Here is a 19,364-nt window from a genome sequence, read left to right as displayed (position 1 = left end):
CTGTAAATATTTCAATATTTATGGAACTGAAATCAATTGGTATAAATACGAGGTTTGCCAAGCGATTTAAGTCCACTTAAGTAATTTGTTGAACGAAGCCGCTGCACTGCAGAGTATAACTTCTACCGTTCATACTCTTGCAACACCATCACACTGATCGCCGTTGACAAGAGTAAATCATGAACACCACCGACTTAGAACGCTACAACTTTCTTTATGAACAACACCTTTCCACTCCTAAACTACAAGGTAAACGACCTGCTACAATCGATGCCTATTCTCATGCAGTTCGTTGGATCACCGCACACTTTGATCGCGTACCTGACAAGTTAACCACTGCCATTCTCAAACAGTTTTTCACTACGCTTAATCGAGGAAACCATAGTGTTTTTTTAGTTTTGACACCCTTTCTATGTTATCCAGCATTGTTTCTACTACGTCATTGGTTGTCCAATGTAATGTAATTAAAGAGTTTTCTATCTTTATGTAACCGTGTGGGTGAGGGGAAGGAACACTTATATTTTCTAGCAATGATTCGAGCATATAACCGATAGTCCTCTTCGCTTCGAGGTATTCAGTATCCTCTTCAATAACCAAACGCCAACTCTGATAACAGGCCATCTCGTACGGAGGCTTTTTCTCTAGCGTGCCGAAAAAAATAAATCCCCTCGAGTCAATGAGTTTTGGATAGATATTGAGCAACTCAAAGATAATCTGGTCGTGTGTTTTCATACCACCCTTGCTAACCTCAGTTTAGCTATATGATATTAAAGTCAATCTATTGACCAGAATTTCTTGTGATTTTCTATTTTTCCTTCGTTTGTTTCGTTATTGTAAACCTCTGCCAACTCGCCCCAAGATGAATTACGGCTCTTATCACGAGGACTACAATCACATGTTTCATCAAAGTAGACATTATCTTTCTGAATCATAAAGCCAATTGATTCACTACAGATATCGCACTTTTTTATCTCCCAATATCTCACCTTTTTTGTTTTTGCTATGAACTCAAAATTTTCTGGTAACATAACTCTTTCCTATCTGTATTTGTTCGAGATTACATCTTCAATTTTAGCAATGTGCTCGTCGAAAATTCGAGTTATATCTTCTATCGCAGCGTCACGTAAGCTAGTTATCTGAGATCTTGTGTCCTCTACCTCTTTAGCGGTGGAGTCCAACTTTTTGATCGAATGATCTATTTTGTTGAATAAATTGAGACTACATCCTTTATTAGGATGAGTGGCTCTAATTTGAAGTGTACTAGCGGTACAAGGCCGTTCTAGCCTTACGTTCAGCTCTTTATATGTAAGTCCCAGAGTATCCTTTAGCTTTAATATTCGCTTCGATAGTTCGATACAATCCGTTTCTGTAGCCATTTTTGAGATTTTACCCATTACAGTCCGTCCCCCTTGCGTTTGTGAATTTTAGGATTAATCCTAAACATCACAGATATATTGGCATGCTGTTTAGTATTTGTCTATAGGATTTAGAGAATATTTCCGGAATCCTTAGTTAAGTTTCCGTATCAATGTCCTGCAGGATGTCACTAAATCGGAGAAGAGCCGAAAAAATATCTTGAAACCTTAAACGCTTGTTAGTTGTTCTGAACTGTAGTGGATTATCAAGTTTAGCCGCATGGGCAGAGCTCTAGACATGAGGAAAAGTAAGTCAAATTGCGAGTCTTGAAATTAACCGAAATCTTTTTCTAGCTTGTTTTGGGGCAAAGGCGTGTTTGCTAAAACCGGTTCACATAAATCTCTGTCAAGTGAACTAACTGCGCAGACGTGACAAACTTTATTGGAATCGACCAAGCTTTATTGTCTTCCGACATGAAGATTAAGAGAAACGCTTGCGATACTGCGACGGAGAGATGCCTTGCAACCTAGAAAAGGCATGAGTAAAGGTACTTTGACCAGAAAAGCCAGTGAGTTCTGCAATTTGACCTAAGTTTAAGTTGCCTTGTTCAATCAATCGCTTGGCTGCATCAACGCGCTTGTTCAGCACATATTGGTGTGGCGTAATGCCTAAATGCTCTCTAAACAGCATATGGAACTGACTCTCTCCTAGAAACACACTACCGGCAAGCTGAGCGACGGAGATCTTATGGGCTAAATGCTGCTCGATGTAGCGATCAATCTGTTCAAGATCGAAACGAGAGTCACGCAGTGACGTCTTAAGCTCTGAAATGTGGCGCTGCAATAACGCCACCACAGTGTCGTTGCATGCACGACTGAGTAACAGATCATCTGGGCTACTTTTCATTTCTGCCACCAACATCTGAATCAGTTTTTGAATTTGAATATCAAGTTGAAAGTAAGTTTTACTCTTCGATAACTCATTGATTCTTTGAAGAAGTACTGGATCATCATCACTTGGCAGTGGCATGTTCAACACCAAAATATCCGGTTGATCAACAATGCCACCGAAAGCATGATCAAGGCCAGATGTCACCACACAGCCCTGTCCAGGGCCTACCTTGTTGCCAACACCGCCAACATCGAACTCAGATTGACCTTTGAGTCCAATCACAACTTGCGTGTAATGGTGCTCGTGAGAGTCCATATGTGAAGGCAGACGAACGATTTCAGCTGGCTTGATGATGCTGGGCACTGGGGAAGCATGATCAAGGATGTCATTATTGCGTTTCACCATGTTTCCAGCCTCAGTGTAAATGGAATGTCGATCCGCGGAGTATATCGATTTCCAGTGAATTTGGGAAAGCGAATCGCGCAATCGCTTATCGTTATTGGGCTTACTATGAATAGATCACCTAGAAACAGAAGCATAAAAAAGGATCCTTACTTGATCAAGCTTCCGGAACAATGATCATGAACCAACAAGTTACGGTGGTTGCAATTTGTACTATATCGAAGCAAAAATATAAAAAAAGCTGCGAAAACCGCAGCTTAGATAAAATCTAAACGCTAAATAGCAGTTACGGCGCCAATCTTTCTGCATCCCATTGACCGGTTCCATCTTTGCTAAACAGGAAACGGTCATGCAGTCGGTGTTCGCCACCCTGCCAAAATTCAATCGATTCAGGACGAATACGGTAGCCACCCCAAAACGTTGGTACTGGGATCTCGCCTTTAGCAAACTTCTGTTTCAGTTCCAGAAATTTACCTTCAAGAACACCGCGTGCCGAAATACGACTACTTTGTTTACTCGCAATCGCTGCAAGTTGGCTTTCCTTTGGGCGCGAGGTGAAATACTTCATGTTTTCCATCGCCGTCAACTTTTCCGCTACACCAGTAACATGCACCTGACGCTCAAGAGTGTGCCAAGGGAAATGCAAACTCACCTTATTGTTATGTTCGATGTGCTGCGCTTTACGGCTACCAAGGTTGGTGTAAAACACGAAGCCGCTCTCATCGACGCTCTTTAACAAAACAATGCGCTGAAATGGCATACCATTTTCGTCAACCGTTGCCACAGTCATCGCGGTTGGGTCGCTAAGCTTGGCTTCCACCGCCTGCGCTAGCCACTTGTTAAATTGATCAATCGGGTCGTCTTCTAAATCTTTACGACGCAAGCCACCTTTCGAATACTCGCGGCGAATATCTTCAATTCCCATAACAACTCCTCACTTTTTTGTGAATTTTGCGCCGATATGTGACAGAAAACAACCCGAATTCCCTATCTCGACGTCGATTTTTGAATTCTATCGCCTAGTTTGTCACTAATGGATGATGAATTTCTTCAAGCCAGACAATATTTCGATAATTCATTACTTTATATTCACCACGTCGCTGCTAAACTTTCGGATAACGCTAGTGACGAAGTGCCCCCTTAACAAACGGTCACACCGTGAACTACGTCCAATAATGCATGATGGATCGACTCTTTCTATGAGAACAGGTTACAGATGGATAATCTTGGTAATAGAATCAAACTATTAGTCGACTCCTGAACATCACCCCTGCGGATGGAATATGGATAATAAAGAATACAAAAAGGTGTCGGACGCCGAGCTGGATTACATCGACGACAAAACCGCTGCTTTGCTGCTCAATACTCCTACCAGTGCCAGAATCATGCTTTGGGTGATGTTGCTGTTTTTTGTTTGTGCTGTGGTCTGGGCTGCGTGGGCAGAAATCGATAAAGTGACCGTCGGCCAAGGTAAAGTTGTTCCCTCTTCGCAAATACAGGTGATTCAAAACCTAGAAGGTGGTCTCGTTAAAGAAATTCTCGTTCGAGAGGGCGACTCGGTCACTCAAGGGCAACAACTTCTGCTGATTGATGATACACGTTTCAGATCGGACTTTCGCGAGCGTGAGCAGCAGGTTCTCAATCTTACAGCGAGCGTGTTGCAACTCTCAGCGTCGCTGACTAGCGTTATTATTAATGAGTCAAAATCAGGAAGCGACTGGCGAGAATCTGTCACACTGGATACCAATAAGCTCGCCTACCCGCCTACATTTGAAGAGAACAATAAGAACTTAGTGTCTCGCCAAAGAGCAGAATACCGCCAAGATCTCAATGAACTTCGCAACGAGCTCTCTGTTATTGATCAACAGGTCAGACAGAAACAACAGGATCTCGTTGAGATGCAAGCCCGAGTTCGAAATCTAAGAAACGGCTACAACCTAGCCCGTGACGAGTTAAACATCACCAAACCTCTAGCCGATGAAGGTGTCGTCCCAAAAGTTGAACTGCTTAAATTGCAACGACAAGTCAACGACACTAGACGAGAGCTTACTTCAACGGAGCTTAAATTGCCTACCCTGCGCTCTGCCATCGAGGAATCCAAACTCAGCCGTATCGACATTGCACAAAAATTCCGCTCAGAACAGCAAGAAAAACTCAACGAAGCACAAGACCGGCTCTCTTCCATGACAGAATCCGCTGTTGGTCTTGAAGATAGAGTAAACCGCACTGTCGTGGTGTCTCCTGTAAACGGCACGGTAAAAACACTTAACGTCAACACTGTCGGCGGTGTTATTCAGCCCGGCATGGATATTGTTGAGATCGTTCCAACCGAAGACACCTTGCTCGTTGAGGCGAAAATTGCGCCGCAAGATATCGCGTTTTTACGCCCAGAATTACACGCTATCGTCAAGTTCAGCGCCTACGACTTTACCAAATACGGCGGCTTAGATGGAACGCTAGAACATATCAGCGCGGATACGACTCAGGATGAGGAAGGCAACAGCTTTTATATTGTTCGAGTCAGAACCGAAAAGACTAGCTTTGGTCACGATGAAACCTTGCCTATTATTCCGGGCATGACCGCATCGGTTGACATTATTACAGGTAAACGCACGGTACTAGATTACCTGCTCAAACCAATAATAAGCGCACAAAACAACGCTCTAAAAGAGTAAAGGGACTTAGTGATAAAGAGTGAGCGAATGGGGCGTCTGCGCGCCAAATTGAAGTTTACATTAATCGGTTGTGCCGCAGCGGTAACCTTATCGCTCGCGACGACCACTGACGCCTACACCAAACAAGAACAGCGTTGGATTAGTACAGTTACCAAGACGTACGGAGAGCGGGCGGGTAAACGTGTTCAGACATGGCGTTCTGTGCTGGCTGGTTTACAGGGAAAATCCGAGAAACAACAACTGTCTGGAGTGAACGAGTTCTTCAACCAACTCAACTTTGTCGATGATATTCGATTGTGGGGAAGAAAAGACTACTGGGCAACGCCGCTGGAGTTTTTAGGGAGCAATGCTGGTGACTGTGAAGACTTTACCATCGCCAAATACTTCTCGTTGCTCGAACTCGGTATCTCCGATAAAAAGCTACGTTTGGTCTACGTTAAGGCGATTGAGCTCAATCAATTCCACATGGTGCTTGCCTACTACGAAACACCACGCTCTCAACCGCTGATCTTAGACAATCTTATTGGCGAAATAAAACCCGCGTCTAAACGCGGCGATCTACTCCCGATATACAGTTTTAATGGTCGCAACTTGTGGACCATGAAAACCACCCAAGGCAAGTTAGCCGGAAAGTCGTCGAGACTAAAATTATGGAATGATTTGCGCAGTCGCGAGCGCTCATTAACGTTACGGAAACCAAAGGTAAATTACGACGAGTAAATAATTATGACACTATACAGACAGCTAGTGGTCGGCATGATAGCCGTTTTTTTACTGTTATTGACGTCGGTGTTTATTATCGAAATTAACACCACCAAAGATTTTTTGGAGCGGCAGCAACGCTCTGAAGTCAATAACACCATCAATACCGTCGGACTTGCCTTGGCGCCGTACCTACAGTCTCAAGACAAGGTCGCCGTGGAATCGGTGATCAACGCCCTATTTGATGGCAGCACCTACTCTACGGTTCGCCTGGTATTTCTTGAGAGTGATGAAGAAATACTGCGCACTTATCCAATCAAACCGAGCGACGTACCTGCATGGTTTACCAATCTTCCTCTGTTTTCGCCAATCCAGGACTCTCGCGTCGTCACTAGTGGCTGGCTACAGTTGGCAGAGGTAGAAATTGTTAGTCACCCTGGTGAGGCCTATTCTCAGCTTTGGCATGCGTTTGAGCGTCTTTCAGCGGCATTTTTGGGCATTCTCGTATTAGGCTTACTCGCTATCGCGTTTATATTACGCCGAGCGCTGAATCCACTGCGCGCCATTGTGGTTAAAATGGAACAAGTGGCCAATCGTCAGTTTGGTGAACCGCTGCTTAGACCTAGAACCCGAGATTTGATTGCTGTCGTAGATGGCATCAATAGTATGTCGGCACACGTAGAAGAATCCTTCAAACAGCAAGCGAAGGAAGCACAGAAGCTGCGCGAACGCGCGTATATGGATCCCGTGTCTCACCTTGGTAACCGTGCTTTCTTCATGGGACAGCTCAATCAGTGGCTGAGCGAATCTTCATTGGGTGGCGTCGCCATCTTGCATGCTGAGTTTATTAAGCAGACTTATAAGGGGGAAGGTTATGAGGCTGGGGATGGGCTAGTGCGCGAGCTTGCCGATCTACTGTCGATGACCATTAATTTGCCAAACACCGTGATCGCTCGTATCTCGACGGATGAGTTTGGTTTTGTATTCCCGAATATTGATGAAAATGAACTCAAGTTCGCAGCCAACAGCATCATCACCTGTATTCAAGATCTCAATGCAGACCCAACTGGTCTTAGCAAAGCAAAAGCATCCCTTGGTGTGGTGTTTAATGAAGAGCGCAAAAATTCTACGCAAATGCTGTCTGTGCTGGATAACGCGCTCACCAAAGCTAAATCGAATCCAGAGATAGACTATGGTTACATCTCTAACGAACACACTGGCGTCATCATGGGCAAACAGCAATGGCGCGCCTTGGTCGAAGAGGCCATCAACGACGACGAAGTGACTTTCCGCTTCCAAGCTGCCAATAGTAGCTGGGGTGAAACCTATCACCGTGAGGTGTTCTCTGCGATTGAAAAAGATGGCGAGCGCTACACGGCCAACCAATATCTATTGGCGCTAGAGCAGCTTGATGCCAGCCACATCTTCGATGAACACGTCATTATGTCGGTCATCAATAAGCTAGAGCGTGAAGAAATGTCTGATGCCATCGCCATCAACATCACGCCGACCAGTATTGCTCAGCCAAGCTTCATTCGTTGGATATCGTTAGAACTAAGTAAACACGCCAGTATTTGTGAGAAGCTACACTTTGAGATACCAGAGAGCTGCTTTATCAGTAACCCGCATCACACCGCACTATTTTGTAATGCCATTCGCAATGCGGGCGCGAAATTTGGTGTCGATAATTACGGACGCAACTTCCAATCTTTGGAATACCTCAACGAGTTTAGACCCGATTACGTGAAATTGGATTACTTGTACACCCATCAACTTGATGATGAAAAACAGAAGTTTACGCTGACGTCTATTTCAAGAACAGCACACAACTTAGGTATCAAAACCATTGCCTCTCGCGTGGAAACACAAACTCAGCTCGACTTCTTGTCTGAGCACTTTGTTGATGTGTTCCAAGGCTTTATCGTGGACAAATAATAGGTGCAGAATCCATGAAGGATCCGTTACTCAATTCGCTCATCTACATCAGTCGATATTACGGCTTAGCCAACTCCCCTGAGGCGTTGGTTAATGGCCTGCCCCTATCTTCAGGCAAACTGACTCCATTCTTACTACCACGCTCAGCCGAGCGTGCGGGTTTGGTCGCCAAAGAAAACCGGGCGGATCTGGATGCTATTCCAACCATCGTTTTTCCTGTCATTCTGCTTCTCAAAGGCGGCGATGCGTGCGTGCTGAACAGTATCGATCAAGAAAAAAATGAAGCGGAAATCATTACACTTGAGTCTGGCATGGTGCCCATCTCCATTGCCCTAGACGATCTTATTGCCCAGTATTCGGGGCGTTACTTCTTGGTTAAAAAGCAGTTTCGCTACGACGAGCGCTCTCCTGAAGTACTTAAGACCCGAGATGGCCACTGGTTTTGGGGCACCTTATGGGAATCAAAACGCATCTACCGCGATGTGTTGATTGCCTCGCTACTTATCAATATCTTCGCCATTGCCGCGCCGCTGTTCACTCGTTTGGTATACGACAAAGTGGTGCCAAATCTTGCCTTTGAAACCCTCTGGGTACTGGCTGCGGGTATTTTTATCGTCTTCGGCTTTGATTTACTGCTCAAACTCATGCGCAGTTACTTTATTGACGTAGCAGGTAAAAAGTCAGACATTCTTATTTCATCTAAGCTGTTTAGCAAGGTGATGGGCATCCGAATGGAGTCGCGTCCACCGTCGGTCGGAGCGTTTGCGCGTCACTTGCAAGAGTTTGAATCGATTCGCGAGTTTTTCACCTCAGCAACCATAGCTTCCCTGATTGATCTACCGTTTGCGCTGCTGTTCTTAGTTATCATTTGGCTAATGGCAGGTAACTTGGTGATCATCCCTATTGTCGGGGTTGTGATTCTCATTATTTATTCGCTACTCATCCAAGGGCCGCTGCGCAAAACTATCGACGAAGGGTCGCGTCTTGCTTCGCAAAAATACGCTAACTTAATCGAGAGCTTAGCAGGACTAGAAACTGTGAAAATATTTGGCGCCCAAAGCCAATATCAGTACCGCTGGGAAGAAGCGGTCGCTCACATGGCAAACTGGAATATTAAAAGCAAACGTATCACTGATGGTATTCAAAATACCGCTGGCTTTGTGCAGCAATCCTCCAACATAGGCATGATCATTCTCGGCGTTTACTTAATTGCAGAAGGTGAGCTGACCATGGGTGGACTCATTGCCGCTACTATGTTGAGTAGCCGTGCAATCGGTCCATTAGTGCAGCTTTCGCTGCTATCAACACGCTACAACCAAGCCAAATCGTCAATGACCATTATCGAACAGGTCATGGCGATGCCCGACGAGCAAGAAGAAGGCAAGCGCTACATTCACCGCCCTATCATTCACGGCAAAATCGAACTGGATCGCGTCACCTTCCACTACCCAGATTCACCCATGGCGTCGATTCGGGATTTAAGCCTAACGATAGAGCCCGGAGAAAAAGTGGCTATCATCGGTCGTATTGGTTCAGGGAAGACCACGCTTGAGCGGCTCATAATAGGTCTTTACCAACCAACTGAAGGTCATGTCAGGATTGATGAAACCGACATTGCTCAGCTTCACCACGTGGACGTAAGACGCAATATTGGCTGTGTACCACAAGACTGCGCTCTATTTTACGGCTCTATTCGCGACAACATTACGCTAGGGCGACCACTGGTCGATGATCGCGACGTTATGGACGCAGCAAACCGAGCTGGGGTGACCGTCTTCACTCAACAAGATCCTGCCGGTCTTGAAAGACAAGTAGGTGAAGGTGGCTTGCTCCTCTCTGGTGGTCAAAGACAAGCAGTCGCGATTGCCAGAGCATTCTTAGCTCGCCCTCCGATTTTGATTATGGACGAGCCCACCAGCTCTATGGATAACCGCTCAGAGCTGCACATTAAAACCCAGCTCAAGCAGCTCAAAGAGTCGGAAACACTGCTGCTGATTACCCACAAAACGTCCATGTTAGATGTGGTTGATCGAGTCATTGTCATGGAGAAAGGCACCATCATAGCGGATGGTCCAAAAGCTCAGGTACTCAGCGACTTGAGACAAGGCAAAGTCAAAGCCGCAAGCTAAACCCATAAAAAAAACCCGCTCGATTTGAGCGGGATTTTTTTATACTAACACTAGATAAAGATACGGGCGCGGATGCCAAACACCCAGGCATGACTTTCACTCGAAAACGCAGGGTCTTTGATGTATTGGATATCAGGTGTAATTTGAACGTGATCACCCCACTGCATGTTGTAGTAAAGCTCTGCAGCAACTTGCCTTTCACCTGCATTTAAGAACGTTTGCAATGTATCTTCATTGGTTTGTGACCAGTTAATGGCAAAGCCCAAATTATTGTTCGGCTGGCCTAAACCAAAGTAACCCATGCCGACTGATAACGAGCGGTCATACAAGGCAACATCCCCCTCAGAAATACCACCACGAACAAATGGCATAATTTGCGGAGTAACAAATTGACTCCAAGAGAAGTTCACACCTTGTCCTGATTCGCCGCCGATGACCGTACCATCTTCCAATACTGTCGATGACAAGCTATGACGAGAGCCAGCATCCATATGCCAAAAGGTCAGATGCAAGTTATCCGTATAAATTTGCTCTTGAGAAGCAGTCCAGCCTATTTCTAAGGTTTTAAAGTAAGCCCCGTCACCGCCAAATGCCGTGTCGAAACCATCAAAAATGTCCTCTGATTTACCTTTCGCATCGGCAATACCACCGACAATGTAAAAGTTGTCACCCAACATATGACCCGCAGAGATTGCCAACGCACCATCATCGGGTAACCCCATCGCGCCCGCGCTGGTTGAAAATGCGAGATTCGTAAAACCAGACCAAGGACTTGCTAAGGCATAAACATCAACATAGTTGGTCACGTCTTGCCAACCGACAATAATGGAGCCTCGGCCATCACTGATTTTCTGCTTCCAGTTTAGATCCGTGACGCGAAAACCTTGGTCACTGAATGCTGGCGCAATCATACCCGCGTAGCCTACTTGATCTTGCCCAAGCCACGCGAAACTCTTCGGATCGGTATCGGTGTTCAACCTTCCACACTAGGCTGCCCACATTGTCTGTGCCATGGCCAAGTAGATTCCACGAACCGTAAAATCTGGCAACGCCTGAAACTGCATTCACGTTAGCGCCATCAACACCATTGGGCGATTTTAGCCCCAGAGCAAAATAGTCCGCACCAAAGGTAAAACCCTTATCCGCTAACTGATTGCGCCAGTCTTTCTTTTGCTCCGTTTGCTGAGCAATCGTATTCTCAACGGAGTCTGGGCCTTCAAAGTTAGCCGCATTCGCCGATAGGACAAAAAATAGACCTAGTAATAATGGGCTTAATGAAAAAGTCTTTCGGGTCATAGATAACGCTCTTTTAGGTGAATGCTTGGTCATCTATTTTAGTCGACTGAGCACTTATTAATTGCCATTTGATGACATTGAATAACGGAGTGGACGACACATAAAATTAAAATTCATCACCTCACGTTATATACCCACACAGGTGCTCGGTTTATCTACGTATTAAGGGTGTGATACTTTGCTAACAGACACGCTCAACTACACTATCGTCAGCCCAAGAGTGAGGAATAATAATGACCAGTATTGTATTTTTTAGCGCCAAATCTTACGACGAAGTTGCCTTTGAAAGCGCGAAAGGGTCAAGAACATTGCACTATCAGTTCTATAGCTTTGGACTCAATGAAAAGACGGCAAAGATGGCGAAAGGACACGACGTCGTCTGTGCTTTTGTGAATGATGATCTATCAAGACCAGTTCTAGAGCAGCTCGCACATCGAGGCATTCAGATGATTGCCATGCGCTGTGCTGGATTCAACAACGTTGACCTAGAAGCAGCGAAGGAGCTGAACATTCAAGTGGCGCGCGTTCCGGCTTATTCTCCCGAAGCCATTGCTGAGCACGCTGTCGGCATGATGATGACGCTAAACCGCCGTTTCCATAAGGCGTTTCAGCGCACTAGAGACGCGAACTTTTCATTGGAAGGCCTGGTTGGATTCAACTTTCACGGGCGAACTGCAGGCATTATCGGCACTGGCAAGATAGGCATTGCAACCATTCGTATCCTTCGAGGGCTAGGAATGAACGTGCTTTGTTATGACCCGTACCCAAATGAGGCAGTGACAGAACTCGGAGCTACATACTGCGAGCTCGATGAACTGATCAGTAAATCGGATGTGATTTCACTGCACTGCCCTATGCAGCCTGAAAACTATCACCTTCTCGATGCTACTGCTTTCGGTAAGATGAAAGATGGCGTGATGATTATTAACACCAGTCGAGGAGAACTACTCGACGCATCGGCTGCAATAGAAGCGCTCAAGCAGGGTCGTATAGGCGCTCTAGGCTTAGATGTGTACGAGAGTGAGAAGGAGCTGTTTTTCCAAGATAAATCCAACGATGTAATTGTTGATGATGTCTTTCGTCGCCTATCGGCGTGTCACAATGTGCTGTTCACAGGTCACCAAGCGTTTTTAACCACTGACGCACTCGAAAATATCGCTGAGACAACACTGGGTAATGTTGAAGACTTTGCTGTACAAAAGCGTTCTGCGAACTTCATTGACTAGATAAAAACGGGATGATTTGTAAACACAAATCATCCCGTCGACACTAGGTTTTTGCCTTGATTTTTTGGTAGCCGCTTACCGCAGCGTTACTACGTATCGAGAACAATAATAATCTGGCTTAGTTCAGGAACACTCAATGACGATATTCCAGTCACACCTTCAAGCTCAATGGTGACGCTCTTACCATCTTTATTGATGTTAACCAGAGTGCCAGTTTCATCTGCCGTATTCGTCACTGTGATGTTGTTATTATCTAACAAGTCATCAAGAGTTTCACCGCTACCTTCAAACACATCCGTTAAGTCCAGAATATCTCGGTTTCCATCGACTTGAGAGAAGTCAGTGACGACATCATAACTGCCATCGAGGTCATCGGCTCCCCATTTAAAGGTATCGTTACCTAGACCACCAGTGAGGACATCATTGCCCAAACCACCTTCAAGCACATCGTCGCCATCCGTGCCGTGAATAACAGTCACTCCGCTGCCACCCTGCACAGCATAATCCACTTCTTCCACATCGGCTACATTACCGTTTGGTACGATATTGACATTAACCGTTGCTGTATCATCGCTTTGCAGCCCATTAGAATCCACCGCACGATAATCGAACGCATCGACAACTTCGCCACCAGTGACGGTTAAGCTCTGTAGGACAAAGCCAGCATCTTGACCTTCAGCGTTGTAAGGCATGATTCGCATTTCATCAAAAGGAAGAGTCGATGTGACCTCGATGACCGCCTGATGATCAACGATGGTACTGTTGTCCATTACAATCGGCGTTTCATCAAGCAAGGTACCGCCCGCATAGAGATAAACAAATATCTGAGCTGCACCGTTACCATTCGCAGCTGCACTGAACTGTCCAGTTAAGCTGCCAACACCAACCAAGGCTCGAGTCATCATACCCGCTGTAAATCGAATAGACATAAACTCGTTCTGCTTAGCTTCTGTCTCTTTACCCTGCCCGTTCTCATCGTCCCGCTTGGTAAAGAAGCCTGATTGTTTAGCCGCGCCAGCACCATCGAAGGCGATCTCTTCCATTTCAACACCAATGTGCGGTTTATCGCCAGTATAGGTACCCCCCGTCACTTCAACGCCGTTACCAAATGGATCTTGTCCTTGATGGTTATAGCCAAGAGCCGACACATCAAAACCAACCTCTAGGTCATAATAGATATTGGTGGTGTCCTCAACGAGGTCTCCGACATCTAAATCAAAACGCTCGCCTGTACCTGATAAGAAGTAAAGCTGACCAAACTCTGGCTCGCCGACAATCTCTACCAAGCTGTCCTTATCATTACTCACATCGTCCTCTGCATCGGTAACAAAATCCGCAAAGTTAAGAGGAATGGTGTCATCAGGGGCAAAGAACTCAAAATCCGTCACAAGTGGTGGCGTATTTGGCTCCACTGAGGTAGGAGCTTCAAGCACGATAAGATCAATGAGTTCAGACTCTGACTTATCGGCAGGAGAGAACGTGGTATCTCCCTCGGAAGCAGTTGCAGTAATCGTCAGCGGATAGGTACCTTTGTCAGCCACTTGAATCTGCAGGTCATCCAGATTACTCCAATCTGAAATATCGACCTTGCCATTGGCACCAGCAATCGATGTTTGCGTTCCGTTAGTGACAATCGCACCTTGTGGCAGACCTTGAATCAGCAGGGTTAAGCTTTCTGAACCATCCGTATCAGTAAGGTTGGCAACAATATCGCTGATATCGATATAGGTATCTTCATAACCTACGTTGCTGCGCGCTGACAATACGATGTTATCCAAAAGTGCGCCGTAGCTATCGTCTTGCTCAGATTCGAACTCAATACGATAAGTGCCGTCTTTCGGTACTTGGAAGAACTCTTGAACATCATTCCAGTCTCGATTTACGGAATCATCGAACTCAAACAGCTCTGTACGGTTGTCCTCTTCGTCTACTAGGAACACTTTGAGTGGTGAGTCGTTAACGCGTCGCGCTGCTACGTCAAAATTAAGCTCGTAGAATTGACCGCCTTTGCCGTCAAACTCAGTAAACAACGAGTCATCTTTGCCACGTCGACCTTCTATTTCAAATAGCTGGTTATCTCGATCTTGCGCATTGCCGCCAAGATAAACGCCCTCTTGGCCCACTTCGACGATGCCGCCTGGATTATTGGTGCCCCAAGTGCCTACAGAGCCATTCGAGCTGAGCTCAGTCTCTGTCACATCACCACGCCATGAACGATTAAGCGTGACGTTCTCAAAGTCTATTGAAGCAACGATTTCATCACCGGACACTTGCAAAATAGGAGTATCCGTCACCGGTTTAACGACAACCTCTAGGTCGTGAGCTTCAACCTCTTGGTTTAAGGCATCAAGACCTGTCACCAGCAGTGTAAAGTCAACATCGCTGTCTTCTGGTGGTTGCACTGTTAACGTATCAAGCATCAATGGAGTGACAGACACCGAGTTATCTGTCACTGTGAGCTCGGAATTACCATCGAAGATTTTTGCACCAGTAGGAATGTTGGAGATGACAATCGACTCCGCAGCGCTGCCGGCTGGTAGGCTAATATCGAGGTCAATTTTGCTATCTTCAAAGCCACTTGCTGCCGCAACAGTTACATCAGCAACACCGGTCACCGAGATGGTCGAAACTGCCGTATTGGATGGCTCACTTGCATCATCAAACGTCGTAATCTCAATAATTCGATCATCTTGCGATGGCGACTGACTGGTGTTTTCGAACTGAACCAGACTAATCGCTGCCTCATAATCCTCGGCGGAGGCATCACCGGTAAGGGTAATTTTTATCGCACCAGACTCTAACGTTTCAGTGGTATACATAATGCCACTTAGCAGAGGATTGTCCGTTGCGTTTAGCCCAAACACATCGCCCGTTTGTGGGTTTGTGAAAATAAGCTCCGCTGACGAAATCACGTTGTTTTCATCGAAAATCGTAATGTCGGTATCAACAATAGTTAAAGGCTCATCACCCTCAGTAAATATGGCATCAAAGCCGGTACCCACCGCGCTCAAATCAAGATCAAGCGTTGGTGGCGCATTGTTGTCACGCTCATCGATGATGGTCACAACTGAGACTGCGCTCTCACCTTGATCACTGTCCACCGCTGTGTACTTGAAGCTATCATTCAGTGCGGTATCGAGATAGCGAAGCTCCCAGTTGCCCGCGCCGTACGTACCTAAACTCACACCTGTAATCAATACGCCTTCACTAGCACCGACTAGGTCATCGACTGAGAAGTTCAATACGTGGAACAGCTCATCGTTACCTGAGGTAAATTTCTGTACATTTGGAATGTAATCGATGGCCTTACCATCGCTCAGCATAACTTCTACCGTGACCGAAGATTCATTGTCACCACCAAGTCCACTTAAGAAATACCCCCCCATACCGTCAAGCCCAAGCTCAACATGAGTGGCAGGACGCTGAGTAAAATCTATTGTAAGCGTTTCACCTTCATTGATGCCGTGACCACCGCCAATACCCAAACCATGCCCTACATGATTGGCTTGCACATCACCACGGTACTGAGTCAAATTGCCTTTGTCCGAGCTAATGGTAATCGAATCACCATTCTCTAACTCTAGTACGCGGTTCTTACCGTCAACCTTATCACCCCAGTTATAGAACTCGTCTCTCGTGCTCTCTAAGTCGCTATCGGTTGGTATCACCTTAGTACCCAACACAAAGCCTTGAGCATTCGAATCAGGTTGATAAGTGATATGTGTTGGGTCGAAGGCATCACCGTTCTCGACATTAGATTGGTTGATAGCAACACCGTTGTAGAACAGTGTCCCGCCGACCGGAAGCTCCGTAATTGTCACTTTTACTTGTTTACCATCCGCATCATCTTCGATGTCAGAAATATGGTCACTACCCTCGCCTTCAATAGTTCCTGTACCTGTATCGAACACAACAGAGACTGGATCGTTGCCATCAACAGAGAAGCTGAAGTCTTCTGACTCCGGTGGATCGTTGACAGGAACAACATTGATCGTGGATGTGGCAACATTAGATGCCAAGCCTTGATCATCAAACACAGTGATCTCAATATTGCGATCAACTGAATTTGGATCTTCACTGTCGTTATCGAACTGCAGCAATTGTAGCGCGGCTTCATAGTCAGCCGAGGAACCCTCACCTGAAATAGTGAGTACCAATGCCCCCGCTATGGTCGCTCTAGTGACATCCAAACCTGTTGGTAGCGAGCCAACAACTTGTAAGCTGTCACTCGCTTGTGGGTTGGTGAGCTTGATTTCCGCTTTGGTAATAACGTCAATATCATCATCAATGACAATATCGCTATCCACCACCATGATGGGGTCATCACCTTCGGTAAACGTCGCTAAGTAGCCTGTACCCGCTTCACTATCATCGAGATCAATGACTGGAGCGAGATTGTCATTGTCACCGTCTGACTCACCATCAATTTCGCCATCATCAGAAATGGTTGCGCCGACGGTGATTCCAGTCTCACCATTGGTAGTTAGGCCAGCAGGCTCCGTGACTTTGAGGCTAAAGTCTTCATCTTGCTCATACACGTCGTCATCAACAATGCCGACATTGATATCCACTGCGGTAACGCCAGCAGGAATCACGATTTGATTATTGACGATATCGAGTGTGACATCCTCGCTGCCATTGTTATAGCTCGCCGTCGTAGTGGTAAAGTCACCACTGTCGGTCGTGTCATCAATGCGCTCAAGAGTGACTGTAAGCGGAACGTCCGATGGATTACTTAGGCCTAAAACATACTCGACAGAACCTGCGTCTTCACTTACTTCACCACCACCGGTAAGCGTGAGTGTCACGTCATCGTTATCAAGGATGTTACCTGCGAGAGACTGCCCACCAATCGTTAAGGTGAAGTCTTCTGTGTTCTCGAAGCGGTTATCATCAACGGTTGGTAATTCGATAGAAAACGAAGAGACTCCCGCAGGGATTTCTAGTTCACCAGTTACCGCGTTGTATGTCACTTCATCGCTAAAGTCTAAGCTACTTAAATCAATATCATTTGCCGAAGCTGAGTCGGAACCGGCACCGAACGCAATATCAAAAAAGGTTTTAACGCTGGTGGTGCCATCGAGAGTCACGTTATAAATGAAGCTGTCCCCTTCCGTGACATCGTTATTGTCAGCCTCAAAGGCAATAATATCCACAGCTACTGGTGCCGGGTTAATTAACACGCTAACCGTTGCGGTATCAGTACCGCCCCGCTCATCAGTGATTTGGTACTGGAACTGAGCATTACCGATAAACTCATCAGGCAATTCAAACACGACATCATTCCCGTCAATGTAGGCATCACCTAAACTTTCACCAAAAATGGACGTCACGCTAAAGCTATGGCCATCGGGATCGCTATCGTTAGCAAGGATTTCACTTAGTGGGATACGAACTTCTTGTCCCTGGGCAAATACATAGGCGTCAGCGCCATCGAACGAAACACCCTGCAAGAAATAGTCTGAAGAATCATTCCCTCTTGCTGCACCATCCGTGAACTCAACGGCTTCAAATTCAATTCGATCAAAGGCAAAACCGCCGGTATCGATATTGAAAATCCCAGCATTGCCTTCTTCATTTGAAAAGTAATCGGAAGCAATCAATGTATCACCCAAATAGGCGCTCCATTTACCTTGCTCGTGGTTATCCGTTCCCCCTTCATCCGCGTACAAGTTCGTAACGGAGAATGAGCCACCGACCGCTGGAGCTTTGAGATCAATAGTTAGCTTCTCTGACTTTCCTTCATTGCGGTTATACTGGATTTGCTCGTTAGGGCCACCGGTGGACGTGCCGTCGATCCCCAATTTGTCGCTGCCATATACCTGATAGCCGGTGTCAGAGCCATCGTAAGAGGCAGTAACGCTATCAATTAGGTCATCTGAGTCATTGGTATCAAATGTCCAACCAGGCTTCTCAGAGCCGACCGTGCCTATTGTTCGATCTAGACCTTCAGGGTCATTTTCGGCAATCGGATCGGTATTATCGTTATCGATGATGCTACCTGTGGCACTCACTCCATCTAAAGTCAGTGTGTAGGTCTCAACGGGCTCAACAAGCGCATCATCTACGGTAGGGAGTACGATGTCGAAAGTGGTCACGCCAACGGGCACATTCAACACGCCGTCCACCAAAGTGACATCATTAGTGAAGCTGATGTTCGCTGTGTCGACATCTGGCGATATCGGTAAGTTAAGTGGATACTCCACTGGGGACAGAGTTTGCTCGGAAAGTGTTATATTGAAGACGAGATCATTGCCTTCTACGACCGAGTCATCATCACCTGCGACCTCAATAGAGGTGATCGAAGGTTTGTCGTTGTCTAGAATGCTGCCCATCGAGTCTACGCCGTCTATGGTAAGGGTGTACGTCTCTGTTGGCTCAACTAGGGTATCGTCTACGGTTGGCAAAACGATATTAAAGGTCGTCACGCCGATAGGCACATTGAGCATGCCATCGACCAAAGTTACGCCATTGGAGAAGCTAATGCCCGAAATGTCGACATCAAGGGAGGCCGGTAGCGTAAGTGGATACTCAACGGGTGATAGCGTCTGCTCTGATAACGTCACATTAAAGACGAGATCATTGCCCTCTACGACTGAATCATCATCACCAGCAACATCAATAGACTCGATCGAAGGTTTATCATTATCGAGGATAGTACCTGTCGACTCCACGCCATCTAACGTTAACATGTAAGTTTCGGTCGGCTCGACGATGGTGTCGTCTTCAGTCGGCAGGACAATATCAAACGT

Annotated in this window: 10 protein-coding genes and 2 pseudogenes; 6 read left to right on the top strand and 6 right to left on the bottom strand. The window is 46.2% G+C overall.

Annotated elements, in window-relative coordinates:
- Positions 1-179: 179 nt before the first annotated feature.
- Positions 180-368, top strand: a pseudogene (locus L4C42_RS00060) (phage integrase N-terminal SAM-like domain-containing protein); the annotation flags it as partial.
- Here the strand turns inward: L4C42_RS00060 and L4C42_RS00055 are convergent.
- The 4 genes from L4C42_RS00055 to pdxH form a co-directional block, all read right to left on the bottom strand.
- Entirely contained in the window at positions 367-732 is a 366-nt protein-coding gene (locus tag L4C42_RS00055; protein WP_429758848.1) for a hypothetical protein, read from the bottom strand. The pseudogene L4C42_RS00060 and the gene L4C42_RS00055 sit on opposite strands and share 2 nt — an antisense overlap.
- A 41-nt stretch (positions 733-773) precedes the next feature.
- Complete coding sequence (locus L4C42_RS00050) at positions 774-1,028, bottom strand: hypothetical protein (protein WP_429758825.1); 255 nt, start codon at positions 1,026-1,028, stop codon at positions 774-776.
- A gap of 808 nt (positions 1,029-1,836) precedes the next feature.
- Positions 1,837-2,652, bottom strand: a complete 816-nt coding sequence (locus tag L4C42_RS00045; RefSeq protein WP_353500050.1) for an AraC family transcriptional regulator — start codon at positions 2,650-2,652, stop codon at positions 1,837-1,839.
- A 283-nt stretch (positions 2,653-2,935) separates the two neighbouring features.
- The gene (gene pdxH, locus L4C42_RS00040; RefSeq protein ID WP_353500049.1) at positions 2,936-3,574 is read right to left on the bottom strand and encodes a pyridoxamine 5'-phosphate oxidase; all 639 of its coding nucleotides are present in this window, start codon (positions 3,572-3,574) and stop codon (positions 2,936-2,938) included.
- Positions 3,575-3,932: 358 nt separating this feature from the next.
- On the opposite strand from pdxH, the gene L4C42_RS00035 reads away from it, so the two are divergent.
- The 4 genes from L4C42_RS00035 to L4C42_RS00020 are packed head-to-tail and all read left to right on the top strand — an operon-like array spanning position 3,933 to position 10,090.
- Complete coding sequence (locus L4C42_RS00035) at positions 3,933-5,324, top strand: HlyD family type I secretion periplasmic adaptor subunit (protein WP_429758822.1); 1,392 nt, start codon at positions 3,933-3,935, stop codon at positions 5,322-5,324.
- A 36-nt stretch (positions 5,325-5,360) separates the two neighbouring features.
- Positions 5,361-6,044 (top strand): transglutaminase-like cysteine peptidase, encoded by a 684-nt coding sequence (locus L4C42_RS00030; RefSeq protein WP_420884635.1) that lies wholly within the window; start codon positions 5,361-5,363, stop codon positions 6,042-6,044.
- 6 nt (positions 6,045-6,050) lie between these two features.
- Entirely contained in the window at positions 6,051-7,961 is a 1,911-nt protein-coding gene (locus L4C42_RS00025) for a bifunctional diguanylate cyclase/phosphodiesterase (RefSeq protein WP_429758820.1), read from the top strand.
- Positions 7,962-7,975: 14 nt separating this feature from the next.
- Positions 7,976-10,090 (top strand): type I secretion system permease/ATPase, encoded by a 2,115-nt coding sequence (locus L4C42_RS00020; protein ID WP_353500045.1) that lies wholly within the window; start codon positions 7,976-7,978, stop codon positions 10,088-10,090.
- A 50-nt stretch (positions 10,091-10,140) separates the two neighbouring features.
- Here the strand turns inward: L4C42_RS00020 and L4C42_RS00015 are convergent.
- Positions 10,141-11,386: pseudogene (locus tag L4C42_RS00015) on the bottom strand (carbohydrate porin).
- A gap of 233 nt (positions 11,387-11,619) precedes the next feature.
- Here L4C42_RS00015 and L4C42_RS00010 point away from each other — a divergent pair.
- On the top strand, positions 11,620-12,612 hold the full coding sequence (locus tag L4C42_RS00010; RefSeq protein WP_353500044.1) for a 2-hydroxyacid dehydrogenase: 993 nt from the start codon (positions 11,620-11,622) through the stop codon (positions 12,610-12,612).
- A gap of 89 nt (positions 12,613-12,701) precedes the next feature.
- On the opposite strand, the gene L4C42_RS00005 is transcribed toward L4C42_RS00010, so the two are convergent.
- A complete protein-coding gene (locus L4C42_RS00005; protein ID WP_429758816.1) occupies positions 12,702-19,304 on the bottom strand; it encodes an Ig-like domain-containing protein in 6,603 nt (2,200 codons plus the stop codon).
- Positions 19,305-19,364: the final 60 nt, after the last annotated feature.

The organism is Vibrio wakamikoensis, assembly GCF_050337275.1.
Classification (GTDB): Bacteria; Pseudomonadota; Gammaproteobacteria; order Enterobacterales; family Vibrionaceae; genus Vibrio; species Vibrio chaetopteri.
The sequence above is the reverse complement of the archived record's forward strand: the minus strand, read 5'-3'. Positions and strand labels throughout refer to the sequence as shown.